Raw genomic sequence first — 16,685 nt, 5'->3', positions numbered from 1 at the left:
GACAAAAGTTCGGGTTCGGGCGAGGAGCGGGCACAGTGCAGCGCTGGCGTGGCTTGGAGGACATCCCCCAGGACTGGGGGCGCAGCGTCGTCACCATCGGCTCGTACGACGGGGTGCACCGGGGGCACCAGCTGATCATCGGCCGCGCGGTGGAGCGGGCACGGGAGCTCGGCGTGCCCTCGGTCGTCGTGACCTTCGACCCGCACCCCAGCGAGGTCGTCCGGCCGGGCAGCCACCCGCCGCTGCTGGCCCCGCACCACCGGCGTGCGGAGCTGATGGCGGAGCTGGGCGTGGACGCGGTGCTGATCCTGCCGTTCACGGCGGAGTTCTCGAAGCTCTCGCCCGCCGACTTCGTGGTGAAGGTGCTGGTCGACAAGCTGCACGCCAAGCTCGTCGTCGAGGGCCCCAACTTCCGCTTCGGCCACCGCGCCGCCGGCGACGTGGAGTTCCTCAAGGAGCTCGGCGCCACCTACGACTACGGCGTCGAGGTCATCGACCTGTACGTGACCGGTGAGGCGGGCGGCGGGCTGCCGTTCTCGTCCACGCTGACCCGCCGGCTGGTCGCCGAGGGCGACGTCGCGGGCGCCATGGAGATCCTCGGCCGCCCGCATCGCGTCGAGGGCGTCGTCGTCCAGGGCGCGCAGCGCGGCCGCGAGCTCGGCTACCCCACGGCCAATGTGGAGACCCTCCCGCACACCGCCATCCCGGCCGACGGCGTCTACGCCGGTTGGCTCGTCGTCGGCGAGGAGGCCATGCCCGCGGCGATCTCGGTCGGCACGAACGTGCAGTTCGACGCGACCGAGCGCACGGTGGAGGCCTACGCCATCGACCGTACGGACCTCGATCTGTACGGCCTCCACGTGGCCGTGGACTTCCTGGCCTACCTGCGCGGCATGGAGAAGTTCGAGTCCATCGAGGCGCTGCTGCTGTGCATGGCGGGCGATGTGAAGCGGGCGCGTGACCTGGTGACGGCGCACGAGTCGCAGGTGGTGGCGCGGTAGCGCGCGGTTTGCTTGAGGTGAACGACGGTGGGCGGGCTGGATGAGAATCCGGCCCGCCCACCGTCGTGTGGGGACTTGCCGGAGGCCTCGGCCGCATGGTTCCGGGTGCCAAGTCAGCCTGTCCGGCGTTGAGGACCGGGGTCCGGGGCGGAGCCCCCGCCACGCGGCGGAGCCGCATATCGGACGCAGCGGGAAGGGGCGGGGCCGGGGAAAAATCCCCGGCCCCGCCCCCTCAAACCCGCACCGTCACTACTGCTGCGGCCCCTGCGGATACTGCGGAGGCCACCCACCCTGCCCCGGCACCGAACCCGGCACCGGATACCCCGGCTGCGGCTGAGCCAACGGCTGCCCCGTGTAAGGGTCGTACCCGTACACCGCGGGCCCCGGCTGAGCCGCCTGCTCGGGCGCGTACGCCCCCGGCACCGGCGGCGCCTGATGGGCCGGCGGATTCTCCCCGGTCCACAGCCCGCGCTGCTGCTGGGCCCGCGTGAAGTCCTCCGCGACCAGCGTGGACAGGTTGAAGTACGCCTCCCGCGTCTTCGGCCGCATCATCTCCAGATCGACCTCCGCACCCGTGGCCAGGTGCTCGTCGAACGGCACGACGACGACCCCGCGGCAGCGCGTCTCGAAGTGGGAGACGATGTCCTCCACCTTGATCATCTTGCCGGTCTCGCGGACCCCCGAGATGACGGTGACGCTGCGCGAGACGAGGTCGGCGTAGCCGTGCGCGTGCAGCCAGTCGAGCGTGGTGCTGGCGCTGCTCGCGCCGTCGACGGACGGTGTCGAGACGATGATCAGCTGGTCGGCGAGGTCGAGGACGCCGCGCATGGCGCTGTAGAGCAGGCCGGTGCCCGAGTCGGTGAGGATGATCGGGTACTGCTTGCCCAGCAGGTCTATCGCCCGCCGGTAGTCCTCGTCGTTGAAGGTGGTGGAGACCGCCGGGTCCACGTCGTTGGCGATGATCTCCAGACCGGAGGGCGCCTGCGAGGTGTAGCGGCGGATGTCCATGTAGCTGTGCAGGCTGGGGATCGCGGACACGAGGTCGCGGATCGTCGCGCCGGTCTCACGGCGTACGCGGCGGCCGAGCGTGCCCGCGTCCGGGTTGGCGTCGATGGCCAGGATCTTGTCCTGGCGCTCGCTCGCGAGCGTCGCGCCGAGGGCCGTGGTCGTGGTCGTCTTGCCGACGCCACCCTTGAGGCTGATGACGGCGATGCGGTAGCAGGAGAGGACGGGCGTACGGATCAGCTCCAGCTTCCGCTGCCGCTCCGCCTCCTCCTTCTTGCCGCCGAACTTGAAGCGGTTGCTGGTGATCTGCTTCTTCGGCTTGGGCTTGCTCCGCAGCAGCCGCTCGGACGACAGCTCCATGGAGGCCGTGAAGCCGAGCGGGGCGCCGTGCACGGACCGCTGCCGCTGCTCGGGCGAGACGGTGGGCCAGCCGCCGGCGCGCGGGTCGACGGGCATCCCGGGGTGGGGCTCGGCCTGCGGGGACGCCTGGGGAGCGGCCTGGGCCGCGTCCGGCTGCGGGACGTTCGCCTGCGGGTGGTGCGCCTGGGCCTGCGGGGTCCCGGCGAGCGGCGGGAGCGGCGCGGGCGCCTGGGCGGCGTGCGCGTCGGGCCCGACGGCCGGGGGCAGGGCCGCGGCGGCGGGGTGCGCCTGGCCGACCGGCTGCCCGGGCTGCGGGTGACCGCCCTGCGGGGCGAAGCCGTCGAGGGCGGGCGGGAGGGGCGCCGGCGCGGCCTGCGGGTAGCCGGTCGGCGGGACGGCCTGCGGCGCGGGGGCCGCACCGGTGACGGGCGCGGGCAGGGGCGCGCCGTGCGCTGCCGCCTGGGGGTGGGCGGCGGCCGGGGGAGCGGTCTGCGCGTCGGGGCGCGGGTAGCCGTAGCCGCCGGGGGGCACGGTGCCGTCGGCCGGCGCGTGCGGGGCCGGCAGCTCGGGGCGGGGGTAGCCGTAGCCCGCGGCCGCCTGCGCCGGTCCCGGCTCGCTCGGGGCGGCGGGAGTCTCCTGCGAGGCGGGCAGCGGGGAACCGTGGGCGACGGGAGCCCCGGTGCCGCTCACGGGCTGACCGGCGTACGGCGCCGGGAAACCGGCCGCCTCGGGGGCGGGGTAGCCGTAGCCGCCCTGTGCCGTCGGCGCGGGGGCCGCGGACTGCGGGGCGTCCTGGGGCGCGGTCTGCTGCCCGGGGGCCGGGTAGCCGTAGCCGGTGGCGGGTACGGGGTCGCTTTGCGGGGCCGGGGCCGGTGCCGGTGCCGGTGCGCCGTGGAGTTCGGGGCGCGGGTAGCCGTAGCCGCCCTGCGGTGCGGGTGCGGGTGCGGGTGCGGGAGCAGGGGTCGGGACAGGCGTCGGGACAGGCGTCGGGGCAGGAGCCGGTGCCGGAACGGGAGCCGCCGGTACGGGCGCTTCCGGCGCGTCCGGGCGCGGGTAGCCGTAACCCCCCTGGGCGCTCGGTGCCGCGGCCTCCGGCTGCGGCGCGACGGCGGGCTGGAAGTCCGGGGGCAGCGGCGGCAGCGCGGGGGGCGCGGGCGGGGTCCACTGCTGCGCCTGCGCGTCCGGGGCCTGCTGGGCCTGCGCGTCCGGGACCTGCGGGGACTCGGGGGTGGCCGCGGCCTCCGGGACGTTCGGCGTGTCCGGGGCGCCCAGGACCTCCGGGGCCCTCGCCGGCTCGTCAGCGGCACGGCCGGCGATCTCTTCGTGCAGGGCGGCGGCGGAGAACCGCATGGTGCCCTCGCGACGCACGTCACCGCTCGCCGCGTCGACGGGGTCCGGCGCCGTGTCCGGAACCGCGTCCGCGACGGCGTCGGCGGCGGGATCGGCCACGGCGTGCGTGGCGCCCACGGAGTGTGCGGTGTCGGCGGGTTCCACGGCGGGGCCGGGCTCCACGGCCGGCGCGGAACCGGCGGCGGAGTCCGTCACCGGATCGGCGGACGAGTCCACGGCGCTGTCCGTGCCGAAGGGGGCCGGGGCGTCGTGGGACGCTACACCGTGATCCGGCTCCTCGGCCGGAGCCGCGGCCGCGCCCTCCGGGGCCCGGCCCAGGGCCGGTTCCGGCCCGCCGACGGGCGCGGCATCGGCATCGGTGGCGTCCGCACCGGAGTCGAAGTCCGCGCCGGAGACAGGGAAGGAAGGCGCGGGCTCAGGATCCGCCGCCGTGGGGAACGCCGCGAGCGGTTCACCCGAAGGCGGCGGCGGAGCCACCGCGTCCAGGCCGCTGGGGGCCGCACCGTCCGAGCCCGCCGCGGGCGTCGCCGCGTTCTGCGTGTACCAGGCAGGCGGGGTGTAGTCGATGGTGAACTCACCCGTCTGCTCGGGCTCGTTCTCGTGGCCCGCGTCGGACCGTTCCTCGCCGGCTGTTGTCCCGCCCGCGCGGATCGCGTCCCGATCGCTGCTCACATTGCCTCCTGCTGGTGTGGTCTAGCGCCCATGAATTGCCTGTCGGGCCCGACCGTTCCCGTCGTCCGACCGCCCGGGGTTCCCCCTTGTGCGACGGGAGAGGCCCGGTATGGGGTCTCCAGTACGTACACCCACCAAGACTAATCGTCATACGCATCGTCGCGGCAGGCCCGCCCCGAGCCCACCGGGCGTACCCTCCGTCACCTGCGGCCATGCCGCGACGGGGAACGGACCGACCGCCGGGCGCCTGCCCGATGCCGGGCAGCACCGCCCGCGCCGGCCCGTCGGTCTGCCGTCCCGTCAGTCCGCCGGCCCGCTCAGTCCATGCGGCGCGCGGCGCCCAGCAGCCCCGTCTCCGGCTCGGTCGCCCGGGTGTCCACGTACATCCGCGAACCGCCCGCGCACCAGAGCGTGAGCCCGTCCCGCAAGGTGGGCAGGGCGTCGACGTCCTCCTGCGGGAGCCCGAGGAGCCGGCCCAGTTGGCGCGCTTCCTCGGGGGAGACCCGCTGGACGCCGACGAGGTCGGCGCTGTCCATCAACCGGGGGGCCTCGGGACCCAGATAGGGGAGCAGGGTCAGGACGGGCTGCCAGGGGGCGGAGACGACCCGGCCGCGCGGCGGGCGCACGCCGCAGTCGCGGACCACCAGGACGGGGCTGTGCACCGTCGGCCCCTGCGGCGGCACCCGGCCGACGTCGTGCAGGGTCACGCACTGCTGACCGCCGTTGGCGGCCTGCGCGAGCCCGGTCCACAGCGGGCGGCGAGCCGTCTCGACGGCGACCCGGGCACCCGTGCCGACCGTACGCAACGCGATGACCTGCGCCGTCCAGGCACCGCCGATCAGCACCGCGTCGAACGGCGTGGGCCGGGCGAGGCCGAGGACGGCGGGCGCCTCCCGGGGGTCGGCGCCGATGACCACGCCGTCGTCCCCGACGGGCAGGGCCAGCGCCTCGAACTGGTCGGCCGACAGCTCGTGCCGGCCGCGCCGCGGGCCGAGCAGCCCGAGCCCGAAGCGCCGCCGCCCGGTGGCGGGAGCGGTGGCGGGCACCGGGCCCGTCGCGGGGCCGGTCGTCGGTGTGGCCGTGGACATCAGCGCGTACCTCCCAGGGGCAGCGTGGCGAGGACACCGGGCACCTGCTCGTGGTCGAGCCGGACGAGTCCGGCCCGTACGGCGCGCGCCGCCCGCTCCAGGTCCCGCCGCGTCGTGGCCAGTTCGTCCGCACTGCGGCCGGTCACCCGGACGTGTGCCGTCATCGTCGGCGCGTGCCGCCCGTCCCGGGTGCCGCCGCGGCCGAGCGTGAGGCTGAGCGTCGTCGCCAGCGCGGGCAGCGACGTGAGCAGCGCGGCCAGCTGCGGCAGGGGAGTGGCCGTCGGGCCCAGCTGCGGCCAGCGCGCCACCCAGTACGTCGTGTGCCACCGGTCGTCGCAGCGCCAGGCCCGTACGGTCTCCAGCGTCCGCCGCACGGGCGCGCCGGCCCGCCCGGCCTGCGCGGAGGCCACCGGGTTGACGTTCGCGGCGGTGGATATCGCGGCCGTCAGCTCCTCCTCGGACAGCGGCGCCGCGCGGAAGCCCGCACCCTGCAACCGGCTGACGAGCTGGTCCGCCGTCCGCAGCACACAGCGTCGCGCGCCCTCCTCGCCGCCGCCCCGGGCCTCGACGGCCTCCGGGCACAGCTCCGGGTCGAGCTTCAGCGCCACCCACGTCATCCGTACCGCCGGGGAACCCGACTGGGCCTGCAACGGCGCGTAGTTCCGCGCCGCCAGGGACTCGGCGGGCAGGTGCGGCGCGGGCGAGGGCAGGGTGCTCTGCACCACCTGGACGGACTCCAGACGGATCCCGTCGACGTCCATCGCGTCCCGCAGCAGGGCCAGCGGCAGCGCCTTCTCCACCCGCAGCGGCCGCAGCGGCGCGTCCACGGCGTCGAGCCGGAGCACCGCCGTGACGAACGTGCCGTCGCCGACCAGGCCGATCTCGCGGCGCTCGCGGTCGGTGAAGGAAGCGGTCCGCAGAGCCGGCTCGCACTCCACGACCGGGGCGATCCCCGGGTCCGTGCCCGCGCCGGCCGGGGTCACCCGCCGCGCGCGCCCGCGCAGCGTCACCGCCGCCACCAGCCACTCCGCTATCGGCCGCTGCCCGAGCTGCACCACCGCGAGCAGCACCAGCAGCGCGGCGACGGCCACCGCGGGCGCCATCAGCAGCGGCTGCCCGGAGACCCACGCGGCCAGCACCAGGGCGGCGGCCACCTCGACCAGCACCAGCTGCTGGAGCCGCACCGGCCCCACGCTCACCGCCCGTGCCACGGGCCGTGGCGCGACCACGCCCGCCCCGGAGCCCGCGGCCCCAGGGTTCCGTACGCGCGTTGCGGCACCCATGCCCGTCAAGCCCCCATCGTCGCCGGCCCCCGCCGCCCCGCCACCTGCGTGGCCGGCGCCGAGGCCCTCGTCTCCGTCACGGAAACCCGTGACCGTCCTCCCGGATCAGCGGCATCCCCTGACGGGCGCTCCGATCGCTACCGGCATAGTAGGGGGCCGGTACGACAACCGGACCGCGGGCAGCGCCTGTCCACCGACGCCGACGACTTGGGGAGAAGCGGCTACACATGGCATCACGGCGGGATGAGCTCAATGCCTACACCTTTGCGAAGAAGCGTACGGTCGCGGCGTTCCTGCAACCCTCGCCCAGCGGCACGGAGGAAGGCGCTCCGCGCCCGCTGCGCGCGGTCCTGCCCGGCATCATCGTCGGCGCGGTGCTGGTCGCCGGCTTCGGCGCCTGGGGCATGTTCAGGCCGACGGCGCCGAAGGGCTGGGACGACGAGGCCGCGCACGTCATCGTCGGCAGCCAGTCCACCACCCGCTACGTCGTCCTGAAGACCGACGGCAAGAAGCAGCTGCACCCGGTGCTCAACTTCGCGTCCGCGAAGCTCCTCCTCACCCCCGACAAGTCCACCGTCATCAAGGTGAAGGAATCCGAGCTCGACAACGGCCACATCCCGCGCGGCCCGACCGTCGGCATCCCGTACGCGCCCGACCGGATGCCCAGCGCCGGCGAGGCGGGCAAGCAGAAGCAGTGGGCCGTCTGCGAGCAGCCCGGCGCCGGCGGCCGGACCACCCAGAAGGCGGTCTTCCTCTTCGCCGGCCACGACCCCAAGCTGAAGAAGCTCACCGGCGACCAGCGCCTGCGCGGCAACCAGGCCCTCTACGTCCAGGGGCCCGACGACGCCCGCTACCTCGTCGACCCCCAGGGCGTGAAGTACCTGCTCGGCGGCGCCGACTGGAAGTCCGCCGCCCCCGCCGACCAGAACCTGCTGCTCCGCTCCCTGTTCAGCGACGGCGCCCAGCCGCAGCGCGTCACCAAGGACTGGCTCGACACCTTCCACGAGGGCACGCCCATCGTCTTCCCCGAGATGCGCGACGAGGTCGGCGTGAACGCGGGCGTGGCCAGCCTGCCGCCCCGGGCCAACCGCGTCGGCATGGTCCTCGAAGCCCCCACGGGCACGGGCACCCAGCACTACGTGGTGCTGCCCGGCCAGGTGCGGCGCGTCTCGGAGCTCGTCGCCAAGCTGCTCCTCAACAGCCGGAAACTGACCACGCTGGGCCAGGTCGGCGTGCCCGAGCGGGTGAGCGCCGCCGCCTTCACCCCGCACGACCAGGACTTCTACGGGCAGTACCGCTGGCCTTCCCGGGTGCCCCGGCAGGCCAACAGCGTGAACCCGACCGCGAACACGGCGGCCAAGGACACCGTGTGCAGCATCTTCGGCGGCATGTCCGCCTCCGGCACCCCGGACCTGGCCACCTGGGCGGGCACCGAGTACCCGGCCACCATCCCCGACGGCGCCACCAGCGCGTACGTCACCCCCGGCTCCGGCCTCCTCTACCGCCAGGTCACCGGCCGCCAGACCAACAGCGGCTCGGTCTTCCTCGTCACCGACACCGGGCTGCGGTACGCGGTCCAGTCCAACAACGACAGCGCGGCCGGGAAGTCGAAGATCGGCGAGAGCGCGGCGCCGTCACCGGGCACGGCCGACGCGCCAGAGGCGGGTCAGTCGGGGCAGGCCGCCGCGCCCCCCGAGGCGGACCAGGCCCGCATCCGGCTCGGCTACCGGAACGTGAACCCCCTGGCCGTGCCGACCAACTGGTCGCAGTTCCTGCCGACGGGGCCGCGACTGGACACGAACAGCGCCAGGCAGCCGCAGGGATCGTGAGACGTCTGATGCCACGGATGCCATGGATGCCACAGATGCCGCTGATGCCACGGATGCCAATGATGTTGCGAACCACGACCTCCTCGGCCGCTGTGCTGACGGCCGCGTTGCTGACGACCCTGCCGTCCGCCCCCGCCATGGCCGCGGCCTCCGTCGGCCCGCGCACTTCCTTGGGCGTCCCCGTGACCCTGGACGGCAGCGGCGAGTGCACGAGCTATCCGGCGAAGACCATCAAGGGCACGCCCTGGTCACTCCAGCGGCTGCTCCTCGACCGCCTCTGGCAGGACACCAAGGGCCGGGACAGCCAGGGCAACCCGGTGCGCGTGGCCGTCATCGACACCGGCGTCGACATCAGGAACCCGCAGCTCAAGGACGCCGTCGACGCGAAGAGCGGGGTGGACCTGCTCGCCGGCATGAAGGAAGCGCCCCAGGAGGGGGCGGCGAGCGTCAGGGCGGCGGCGAAGGACGGCCCGCAGGGCGATCCGACGAGCCCGGCGAAGAAGTCCCCGGAGAAGAAGCCTTCGGCCAAGCCGTCGGGCAGCCCGTCACCGAGCCCGAAGGCATCGGAGAAGAGCAAGGAAGAGGAACGCAGGAAGGAGGAGGAGAGAAAGAAGGAAGAGGAACGCAAGAAGGAACGGGAGAAGGAGAAAGAGAAGGAGAGGGAACGGGAGAAGGAGAAAGAAAGGGAGAAAGAGAAGGAGAAGGAGGTGAAGACCGATCCCACGCTCGACCTAGTGGGCCATGGAACGAAGGTGGCCGGAATCATCGCCGCCCGCCCGTCGTCCGGCAGCGGATTCGTCGGCATCGCCCCGGAAGCCGTCATCATCCCGATCCGGCAGAACGACGAGAAGGGCACCGGCACGTCCCGGACCCTCGCCCAGGGCATCAACCACGCCGTCGCGGCAGGGGCCCGCGTCATCAACATCTCCCAGGACACCTCGAAACCGCTGCTCCCCGACTCCGACCTCGAACTGGCGGTGAAGGACGCGCTGGCGAAGGACGTCGTCGTGGTGGCCTCCGCGGGCAACGACGGCCTGGACGGCAACGTCAAGGAGACGTACCCCGCCGCGTACAAGGGTGTCCTCGCCGTGGCCGCCTCGGACCGCAACAACGAGCGCGCCGTCTTCTCCCAGCCCGGCGAGTTCGTCGGCGTGGCCGCGCCCGGCGTCGAGATGGTCTCCACCGTCCCGCTCGGCGGCCAGTGCGTCGACAACGGCACCAGCTTCTCCGCCCCGTACGTCGCCGGGGTCGCCGCCCTCCTCCGCGCCAAGCACCCGGACTGGAAGCAGCACCAGGTCGTCGCCCAGATCGAGCAGACCGCCGAACGCGCCGTCAACGGCCACGACCGCTACGTCGGCTGGGGCGTCATCGACCCGGTCCGCGCCCTCACCGAGGACGCCCACCCCATCGACAAGGTCACCCCCGACAAGGCCTCCGCCCGCAACGTCCGAGCCCCCGAAGCGGCCCCTCTGCCCCTCGGCGAGACCCCGCAGCAACGCCAGGAGCGCCTCGCCACCTACGTGCTGGGCGGCGCCGGAGTACTCGTAGCGGTGATCGCCGGAACGGCCGTCGTGCTCCGGGACCACCGCCGACGGGCCGCACGGAGCGTGTGACGCCCGTCAAACGGTCTTGACGGGTATCCAGTTGGGCCGCTGGGTGTCAGTGACTACAGTTACTGTGGCGCTCCTTGGGTGCTACACGGGTAGGGGGTCGGGGTGGTAGGTGGAGGTCCGGGCGGCGAGCCCACACCGTCGGGGGACGGCAAGCTCGTCAAAGAGCCCGAGACGCTGAAGTCGTTCCAGGACCGCATCGAAGGCGTCCTCGAAAAGCTGGAGAAGTCGAAGGCGTCGTCGAAGTCCATGGGCGACCAGAAGGTGTCGACGGAGGCGTTCGGCACCGGATTCGGGTCGGCGAAGGATCTGGCCGGTCTCTACGACAAGATCCACGAGCGGCTGCTGACACTGTCCAAGGTGTTCGGCGACCAGGTCGAGGCGATGGGCCTCGCGGCGGTGATCGCCGAGCGCGGCTACGACGGCATCGACGCCGAGGAGGCGGAGAAGCTGCGGGCCATTCAGAAGCGCACGCAGGAGTACGAGCGTGACCGGGCCGCCGCGTTGAAGAAGGGTGGCCCAGGGGACGCGGGCACCACCGGAGGCGGCGGCGGGTTCTAGGGGATCAGTAGATGAGCGACGACAAGAGCAAGGGCAAGTTCGACCACTACAGCCACGATCAGCTCTATGCGATGGTGGCGAACTCCAAGCCTGAGCGGCTGATCGATGTCGGGGACGCGCTGGAGGAGGCGTTTCACGCCCTCGACGGCATCAGCAGGGACCTGAAGGTGTACGTCACACGGGTCAAGCTGGAGGGCGAGGGCGGCCAGGCGTTCCACAAGTGGGGCGAGAAGATGGTCATGCAGACCACCAAACTGGCCTATTACGTCTTGGCGGCCGGCGCGGGCATGAAGCTGGCCGGCGAGGGACTCGCCACGACGAAGTCCGCCATGCCGAAGCCGGACATGATGTGTTACGCGGATCCGGAGAAGGACAAGGCGCGGCTGAAGAACCGCGACGAGGCCGCGGGTTTGATGGGCGCTCTGGACAACTATTACGGCGTCGTGGGTGTGGAGCTGGGGAAGCTGGAGGAGCCGACGTTTGGGCTGCCGCCGGGGATCAGGGATTCCCACGAGGACTGGGCGCGGCCTTACGCCTCGACGTCCTCCGGCGGAGATGTGGCATCCGGCGGAGGAGGCGGAGTGCGCCGGACGGACTTCCCTAACCTTGCCGGCCCGCACGGGACGGGGCCTGGTGCAGCGGCACACTATGATGCCGGAGACGTTAGCGGACGCCCTGGGATCGCCGCGCATGTAGGGCCAGATACGCAGCACCCTGGCGTGGATGCGGGGGTGTACCGGCCGCCGGGGACAAACATCGATTCGGTGAGCACCCTTCCATCGCCGGACGTAACCACACGACCCGAGATCCCGCTGCCCGCCTCGGATTCTTCACGTCACCCGACGGTTATTTCCGGACCATCGTTGCCGATCGGGCCCAGCATTGCGCCACCTAAGGGGCTCTCTGACAGCCAAGGAGGAATCCATCCAGGGCGAGGACCGATGGGCGGAGGGCGCACCGAAGCTCCCGCCGGGACCTTTCGGCCTGGAACCACACCGTTCATCGGTGCGAAAGACGGAGTCGTCGGCGGCACGCCGTCCCGTCCAGGGCCCGGCACCGGGCCCGGAACCGGCGTGCCGCGTATCCCACGCGGCACGGTGATCGGGGACGAACGTGGCTCCATGGGCCGTGGTCCCATGGCCATGGGCGGCTTCCCGGGGATGCCGGGAGGCGGGGCCACGGGCCCAGGAAATCGCGCCCCTGGCCGAAGGTTGGCTACCGAGCCGGGCGGGGTTACTGGCGTTCCACGCCCGCAGCGTGCGGGGCCCTCGGAGTTCACTCCTGGCGGCACAGGACTGGTACGAGGTGGGCAAGGAATGGCCCCTCTGCCGCACTTTGGGACCGCCCCCACGAGTGAAGGGCGCCGCAACGCCCGTAACAGGCCCGAGTACCTAGTGGAGGACGAGGAGACATGGACGGACGGACGCCGCCACACCGTCCCACCCGTCATTGACTGACTCTGCCTATACCGTCCGCACGATTCCGAGGAGACTGCCGAGCTATGTCCCGTCTGGCCCGCAGAGCGCTGCACCGTGCCCTGCCGTTGCTTGGCACCGTGGCCATATTGGTCGGGAGCGGCCTGCCATCGGCCTCGGCGGAGGACATGCGCCCGAAGCAGTGGTACTTGGATGCCATGCGAGCCGATGACATGTGGAAGGTCAGCCAGGGAGAAGGGGTGACCGTCGCGGTTCTCGATTCGGGAGTGGACTCGTCCGTGCCGGAATTGAGCGGTCAGGTGTTGAAAGGCGTCGACATGTCCGTGAGGCCGCGGGATGCCAATCAAGATCAGGATGGGCATGGCACGGGAATGGCCACCCTGATCGCTGGCAGAGCGGTCGGCGAAGGTATCCAAGGCCTTGCTCCGGGCGCCAAGATCCTTCCAGTGAGGACAGCTCCAGATACTCCTGACCCGCTCTGGGGCAAAGCCATCCGGTACGCGGTGGATCACGGCGCCCGGGTCATCAACATATCGATGGGCGGGCCCCAGTCGCCTGGGCAGTCCCCTGAGACCGAGGCAGCGGTGAAATACGCCTTGGACAAGGGGAGCTTGATTTTTGCGAGTGCAGGTAACGATGGCGACGATGGCAATCTTTCGAACTACCCTGCCTCACTCCCTGGAGTGGTCTCGGTGGGAGCGGTCGACCGTTCCGGCACAGTGACCAAGTGGTCGAACAGCGCCAGCAACGTGGCGCTCGCCGCGTCCGGGGACGATATCCCTGGGCGCTGCCGTAAGGGCGGAGGCTTCTGCGCCACGGGAGGAACCAGCGAGGCCACCGCCATCGTCTCAGCCAGCGCAGCCCTCATCTGGGCCAAGCACCCCGACTGGACCAACAATCAGGTCCTCCGGGTCATGATGGACACGGCGGGCAAGCCGACCACGGGAAAGGTGCCCAGCATCTATATCGGCTACGGCATCGTCCGCCCCCGCAAGGTCCTCGTGGACGGCGAAGGGGACCCGGGGCCCGCTGACGTCAACCCTCTCCTCGCCGCCGCAGGAAGCGACGCGAAGCCGTCGGCCTCGCCGTCCCCGAAGGCGAAGAGCGATGCCAAGGCACCGGCCCCCGAAGTGAAGGCGGCCGAGAGCCGGGGCAGCGGCAGCACCGCTCTCTGGATCGGCCTCGGGGCAGGAGCAGTAGTCGTCGCAACGGTGGCCACCGCCGTATTCATCCGGCGACGCAAGCGCGCAGCGGCCCACGTGCCGACTCCGTACGCACCCACGCCCTCACCCCCGTACGGCCCCGGGCCCGGCCCCGGACAGTAAGACTTCACGGACGGCTGGCCGGTAAAGGCGAAAGCCCGCCGCCCCCGGTCGGCATCAACCACACACCCAAGAAAAGCCCCTCGTGGGGAAAGGTGGAACATGACAGACAAGCAAAAGGTCGATGACAAGGCGTTCAAGGCATTCACGGACGCCATGGATCTGACCACCGGCCACTTCTCGGCGAACCTCCGCAAGCTCGCGAACGTCATCGCCACGCTCGACGGCGGTTCGTGGAAGGGTGACGCCCACCGCGCCTTCCGCAAGGCCCAGATGGACCTGAACGACGACCACGACCGCGTGCGTCGCCTCGTCGACCAGGTCCGCGAGGCCGTGGTCCTGACGCACCGTTCCACCGGTGCCACGGACGCGGAGATCGCCGCCACGATGAAGGGTGTCGACACGGCCGGCGCCCCGGCGGGCGGCGGTGGCGGCGGCCAGAGCGCGCCCACCAGCGGGATCGACAAGTACTGAGTGGAGCCCGGGCCCCGGGCCCGGGTGAGTGCGGGAGCCGCGGCAGAGGCGCGGCGATCGCCGATTTTTAGACGACGACACCACAGAGGGTGGGGACATGGCAGACAACGGCGAACTTGTCGTTCATTACGGCTCGCTTTCGGAGACCGCCAAGGACATCCGGGCGGCCGCAGGCGTGATCCGGCAGGAGCTGGACGCCATGCAGAAGGCCGTGAGTGACGTCGCGCACGGCTGGGAGGGCCAGGCCCACCAGATGATGATGAGCGCGAACGCGATGTTCCGGCAGCGGAGCGAGCACATCCAGACCACGCTGGACGAGATCGCGAAGCTCGTCATGACCGGTAGCGAGCACTACTACGCGACCGACAAGAAGGCCTCGACGCTTTTCGACATCAGCTACTGACACTGATGACGCGATAACCCTTCACGGGGGTGGGTGAGCCGACTACCGGCCCGCCCACCCCCGTTCGCGTGGGCCGTGCGCCACGGAACGGCTCACGTCAGGTCGAATTCGCCGTCCCGCACTCCCAGGACGAACGCGTGCCATTCGGCCTCGGTGTAGCGCAGAACGGTGTCCGGGTCCGCGGACGACCTCATCGCCACCGCGCCACCCGGAAGGTACGCGATCTCGACGCGCTCCTCGGTCGTGGCCTCGGGCGCGCTCAGCCACTCGGCGCCCGAGATGTCCATGGCGTACAGCTCGGCCTTCTCGTGTTCGTCCATCGGTCAGGAGCCGCCTTTCACAGTGCGCGAACTTCGCCACAGCGCAACATCGTCAAGCGAGTTGACGTGCGTCGCGGGCAATCCCTGAGCAGCGTACTCCGGACCGACGGGCCGCAGACCCGGTTCGAACAAGGCCCTCAGAGCTTGGCGTAGTTCTCCCCGGCCTCCCGGGAGAACACGGCCCACATCCTGCTGCCGCCCAGCGGCGCCGCGGTCTCGTCCAGGCCGCAGATGCCGCCGCAGGCGTCGACGACGGCGTCCAGCGTGGACAGGGCCGCTCTCCGCCGCGCCCTGCACATCTCCCGGGCCCCGGCCGGGTGCGGCGGGTGCTCGTCGGACACGGTGAGGCGCAGTACGCCGTACCGCCAGCGCACGGACAGGCCGGCTTCGCGGCCGGGGGTGAACAGGCAGGCGTTCGCGAGTAGTTCGGACGTGGCGAGCACGCCAAGCTCCGCCAGGTCGGAGAGGCCGTGCTGGCACAGGACGCGCCGTACGACGGTACGGGCCGTACCGAGGCTGTGGGCGTTGGAGGGCAGGCCGAGGCTGTAGCTCAGGTTCCCGGGGGAGGGGGTCGGCGGGCCGGGTGGTCGCGTCGGATCGGGCAGGCAGGGGGTGCGGTCGTACATGCGCGTCACTCCAAGCGCTTGGCATGGCGGGTGAAGGAGTACTCGCACGCGGGACGGGCGCCGGTGGCCTGCCTCCCTGGGCGCGGCGTGCCCACCCCAGGGCAGGTGGGCATGCTCGCGCGGTGCACTTCCGGCTCCACGGCGTGTGAGCTAGGCAACACCGAAGGTAGCGCACTGGCGGAGCACCGTTCTACCGATCTGCGAAGGAGTGCTACTTCGTGGATCTGGGCCCCCCATCGCGGGCAGACTATGAGCGCTATCGCGAGAGAGGTGACATGCCCCCAAGGAGAATTCCTACGGTCCGTCAGCGTCGGCTCGGAAGCGAGTTGCGCAGGCTGCGTGAGGCCGTGGGCGTAACGACGCACGAGGCCGCGACCCTGCTGGGCGTGAACCGCACCCGCATCCCCAACATCGAGTCCGGACGCTTCGGCCTCAGCGCCGACCGCGTGCGGGCACTCGCCTCCAACTACGGCTGCCAGGACGCCGTTCTGATCGACGCGCTGGCGAACATGGCGGCTGACAGGGGGCCGCGCTGGTGGGATTCGTACCGCGGCGTGCTGCCGACGTCCTTCCAGGATGTCGCGGAGTTCGAGCACCATGCTGTGGCCATGCGCATCTTCGTCATGGTGCACATTCCCGGTCTGCTCCAGACCGCAGCGCATGCCCGGGCGGTCTTCGAGGCCTCGCTCGTGGCCCTGCCGGCCAAGGAGATCGAGCTACGTGCGACCCACCGCATGCGCCGTCAGGAAATCTTCACCCTCCGGGAGAGCCCGCCGCCCTTCACAGCGATCGTCCACGAGGCGGCACTCCGGATGCAGTTCGGCGGACCCGAAGTGGGCCGCGCTCAGCTGGCGCATCTCCTCGACGCGAGTGAGCGCGGCAACATCACCCTCCGCGCCCTGCCGTTCTCGGCCGGAGGATTCGCCGGGCCGGGGCAGCCGATCTGCTACGCCCACGGGCCGGTCGCCCAACTCGACACCGTGCAGTTGGATACGTTCCACGGTGCCCTCTTCCTCGACTCGCAGGAAGACCTGGGCTCGTACAAGCGCCTCCTCGACAGGATGGAGGAAGCCGCCCTTTCTCCTGGCGCGACCCGTGACCTCATCCATTCCATCGCCAAGCAGCTCTGAGAGGAACGACAGATGTCCGAGATCCGATGGCAGGAACCCCTATGCGGCGGCAACGGGGGCAACAGCTGCATCCAGATCGGCCGTATGCCCGACGGTACGCCGATACTCAGAGAAACGGCCCGCCCTCAGGAGCTGGTGGTCACGACCCGCGAGGGTCTCCGTAACCTCGTCGAGGCCGCGAAGCGCGGAGAGCTCGACCACCTCCTGTGAGCGAA

15 protein-coding genes are annotated in these 16,685 nt (G+C 71.6%); 10 read left to right on the top strand and 5 right to left on the bottom strand.

Annotated elements, in window-relative coordinates; all coding sequences use genetic code 11:
* The first annotated feature begins 35 nt into the window (after positions 1-35).
* Positions 36-1,001: a bifunctional riboflavin kinase/FAD synthetase gene (locus SMD11_RS09215; RefSeq protein ID WP_087925985.1), complete on the top strand. Its 966-nt coding sequence runs from the start codon at positions 36-38 to the stop codon at positions 999-1,001.
* Between the two features lie 249 nt (positions 1,002-1,250).
* Here SMD11_RS09215 and SMD11_RS36820 read toward each other — a convergent pair whose 3' ends face one another.
* From SMD11_RS36820 to eccE, 3 genes are all read right to left on the bottom strand, one after another.
* Entirely contained in the window at positions 1,251-4,388 is a 3,138-nt protein-coding gene (locus SMD11_RS36820; RefSeq protein ID WP_199843832.1) for an SCO5717 family growth-regulating ATPase, read from the bottom strand.
* A gap of 317 nt (positions 4,389-4,705) precedes the next feature.
* On the bottom strand, positions 4,706-5,476 hold the full coding sequence (locus SMD11_RS09205) for a hypothetical protein (RefSeq protein WP_087925984.1): 771 nt from the start codon (positions 5,474-5,476) through the stop codon (positions 4,706-4,708).
* Positions 5,476-6,759 carry a type VII secretion protein EccE gene (gene eccE / locus SMD11_RS09200; protein WP_087925983.1) on the bottom strand — a complete coding sequence of 428 codons (1,284 nt, stop codon included), beginning with the start codon at positions 6,757-6,759 and terminating at the stop codon, positions 5,476-5,478. Before eccE ends, SMD11_RS09205 begins: the two co-directional genes overlap by 1 nt.
* Positions 6,760-6,986: 227 nt before the next feature.
* On the opposite strand from eccE, the gene eccB reads away from it, so the two are divergent.
* From eccB to SMD11_RS09165, 7 genes are all read left to right on the top strand, one after another.
* Positions 6,987-8,588, top strand: coding sequence for a type VII secretion protein EccB (gene eccB, locus SMD11_RS09195; protein WP_087925982.1), 1,602 nt, complete (start codon positions 6,987-6,989; stop codon positions 8,586-8,588).
* Positions 8,589-8,650: 62 nt separating this feature from the next.
* Complete coding sequence (gene mycP, locus SMD11_RS09190; protein ID WP_159395272.1) at positions 8,651-10,201, top strand: type VII secretion-associated serine protease mycosin; 1,551 nt, start codon at positions 8,651-8,653, stop codon at positions 10,199-10,201.
* A 102-nt stretch (positions 10,202-10,303) separates the two neighbouring features.
* A complete protein-coding gene (locus SMD11_RS09185) occupies positions 10,304-10,759 on the top strand; it encodes a hypothetical protein (protein ID WP_087925981.1) in 456 nt (151 codons plus the stop codon).
* Between the two features lie 11 nt (positions 10,760-10,770).
* On the top strand, positions 10,771-12,216 hold the full coding sequence (locus SMD11_RS35400; protein ID WP_159395271.1) for a hypothetical protein: 1,446 nt from the start codon (positions 10,771-10,773) through the stop codon (positions 12,214-12,216).
* Positions 12,217-12,260: 44 nt separating this feature from the next.
* Entirely contained in the window at positions 12,261-13,520 is a 1,260-nt protein-coding gene (gene mycP, locus SMD11_RS09175; RefSeq protein ID WP_087925979.1) for a type VII secretion-associated serine protease mycosin, read from the top strand.
* A gap of 99 nt (positions 13,521-13,619) precedes the next feature.
* Entirely contained in the window at positions 13,620-13,991 is a 372-nt protein-coding gene (locus SMD11_RS09170; RefSeq protein WP_087925978.1) for a WXG100 family type VII secretion target, read from the top strand.
* A 97-nt stretch (positions 13,992-14,088) separates the two neighbouring features.
* Positions 14,089-14,394, top strand: a complete 306-nt coding sequence (locus SMD11_RS09165; protein WP_146045644.1) for a WXG100 family type VII secretion target — start codon at positions 14,089-14,091, stop codon at positions 14,392-14,394.
* A gap of 92 nt (positions 14,395-14,486) precedes the next feature.
* Here the strand turns inward: SMD11_RS09165 and SMD11_RS09160 are convergent, their stop codons facing one another.
* Both SMD11_RS09160 and SMD11_RS09155 read right to left on the bottom strand, forming a co-directional pair.
* A complete protein-coding gene (locus SMD11_RS09160; protein WP_087925976.1) occupies positions 14,487-14,714 on the bottom strand; it encodes a DUF397 domain-containing protein in 228 nt (75 codons plus the stop codon).
* 137 nt (positions 14,715-14,851) lie between these two features.
* Positions 14,852-15,340: an ATP-binding protein gene (locus SMD11_RS09155; protein WP_087925975.1), complete on the bottom strand. Its 489-nt coding sequence runs from the start codon at positions 15,338-15,340 to the stop codon at positions 14,852-14,854.
* A 275-nt stretch (positions 15,341-15,615) separates the two neighbouring features.
* Here SMD11_RS09155 and SMD11_RS09150 point away from each other — a divergent pair, with 275 nt between their 5' ends.
* Both SMD11_RS09150 and SMD11_RS09145 read left to right on the top strand, forming a co-directional pair.
* Positions 15,616-16,470: a helix-turn-helix domain-containing protein gene (locus SMD11_RS09150; RefSeq protein ID WP_087930376.1), complete on the top strand. Its 855-nt coding sequence runs from the start codon at positions 15,616-15,618 to the stop codon at positions 16,468-16,470.
* Between the two features lie 12 nt (positions 16,471-16,482).
* Positions 16,483-16,680 carry a hypothetical protein gene (locus SMD11_RS09145; protein WP_087925974.1) on the top strand — a complete coding sequence of 66 codons (198 nt, stop codon included), beginning with the start codon at positions 16,483-16,485 and terminating at the stop codon, positions 16,678-16,680.
* The last annotated feature ends 5 nt before the right edge of the window (positions 16,681-16,685 follow it).

It is taken from the genome of Streptomyces albireticuli (assembly GCF_002192455.1).
Lineage (GTDB): Bacteria > Actinomycetota > Actinomycetes > Streptomycetales > Streptomycetaceae > Streptomyces > Streptomyces albireticuli_B.
The sequence above is the reverse complement of the archived record's forward strand: the minus strand, read 5'-3'. Positions and strand labels throughout refer to the sequence as shown.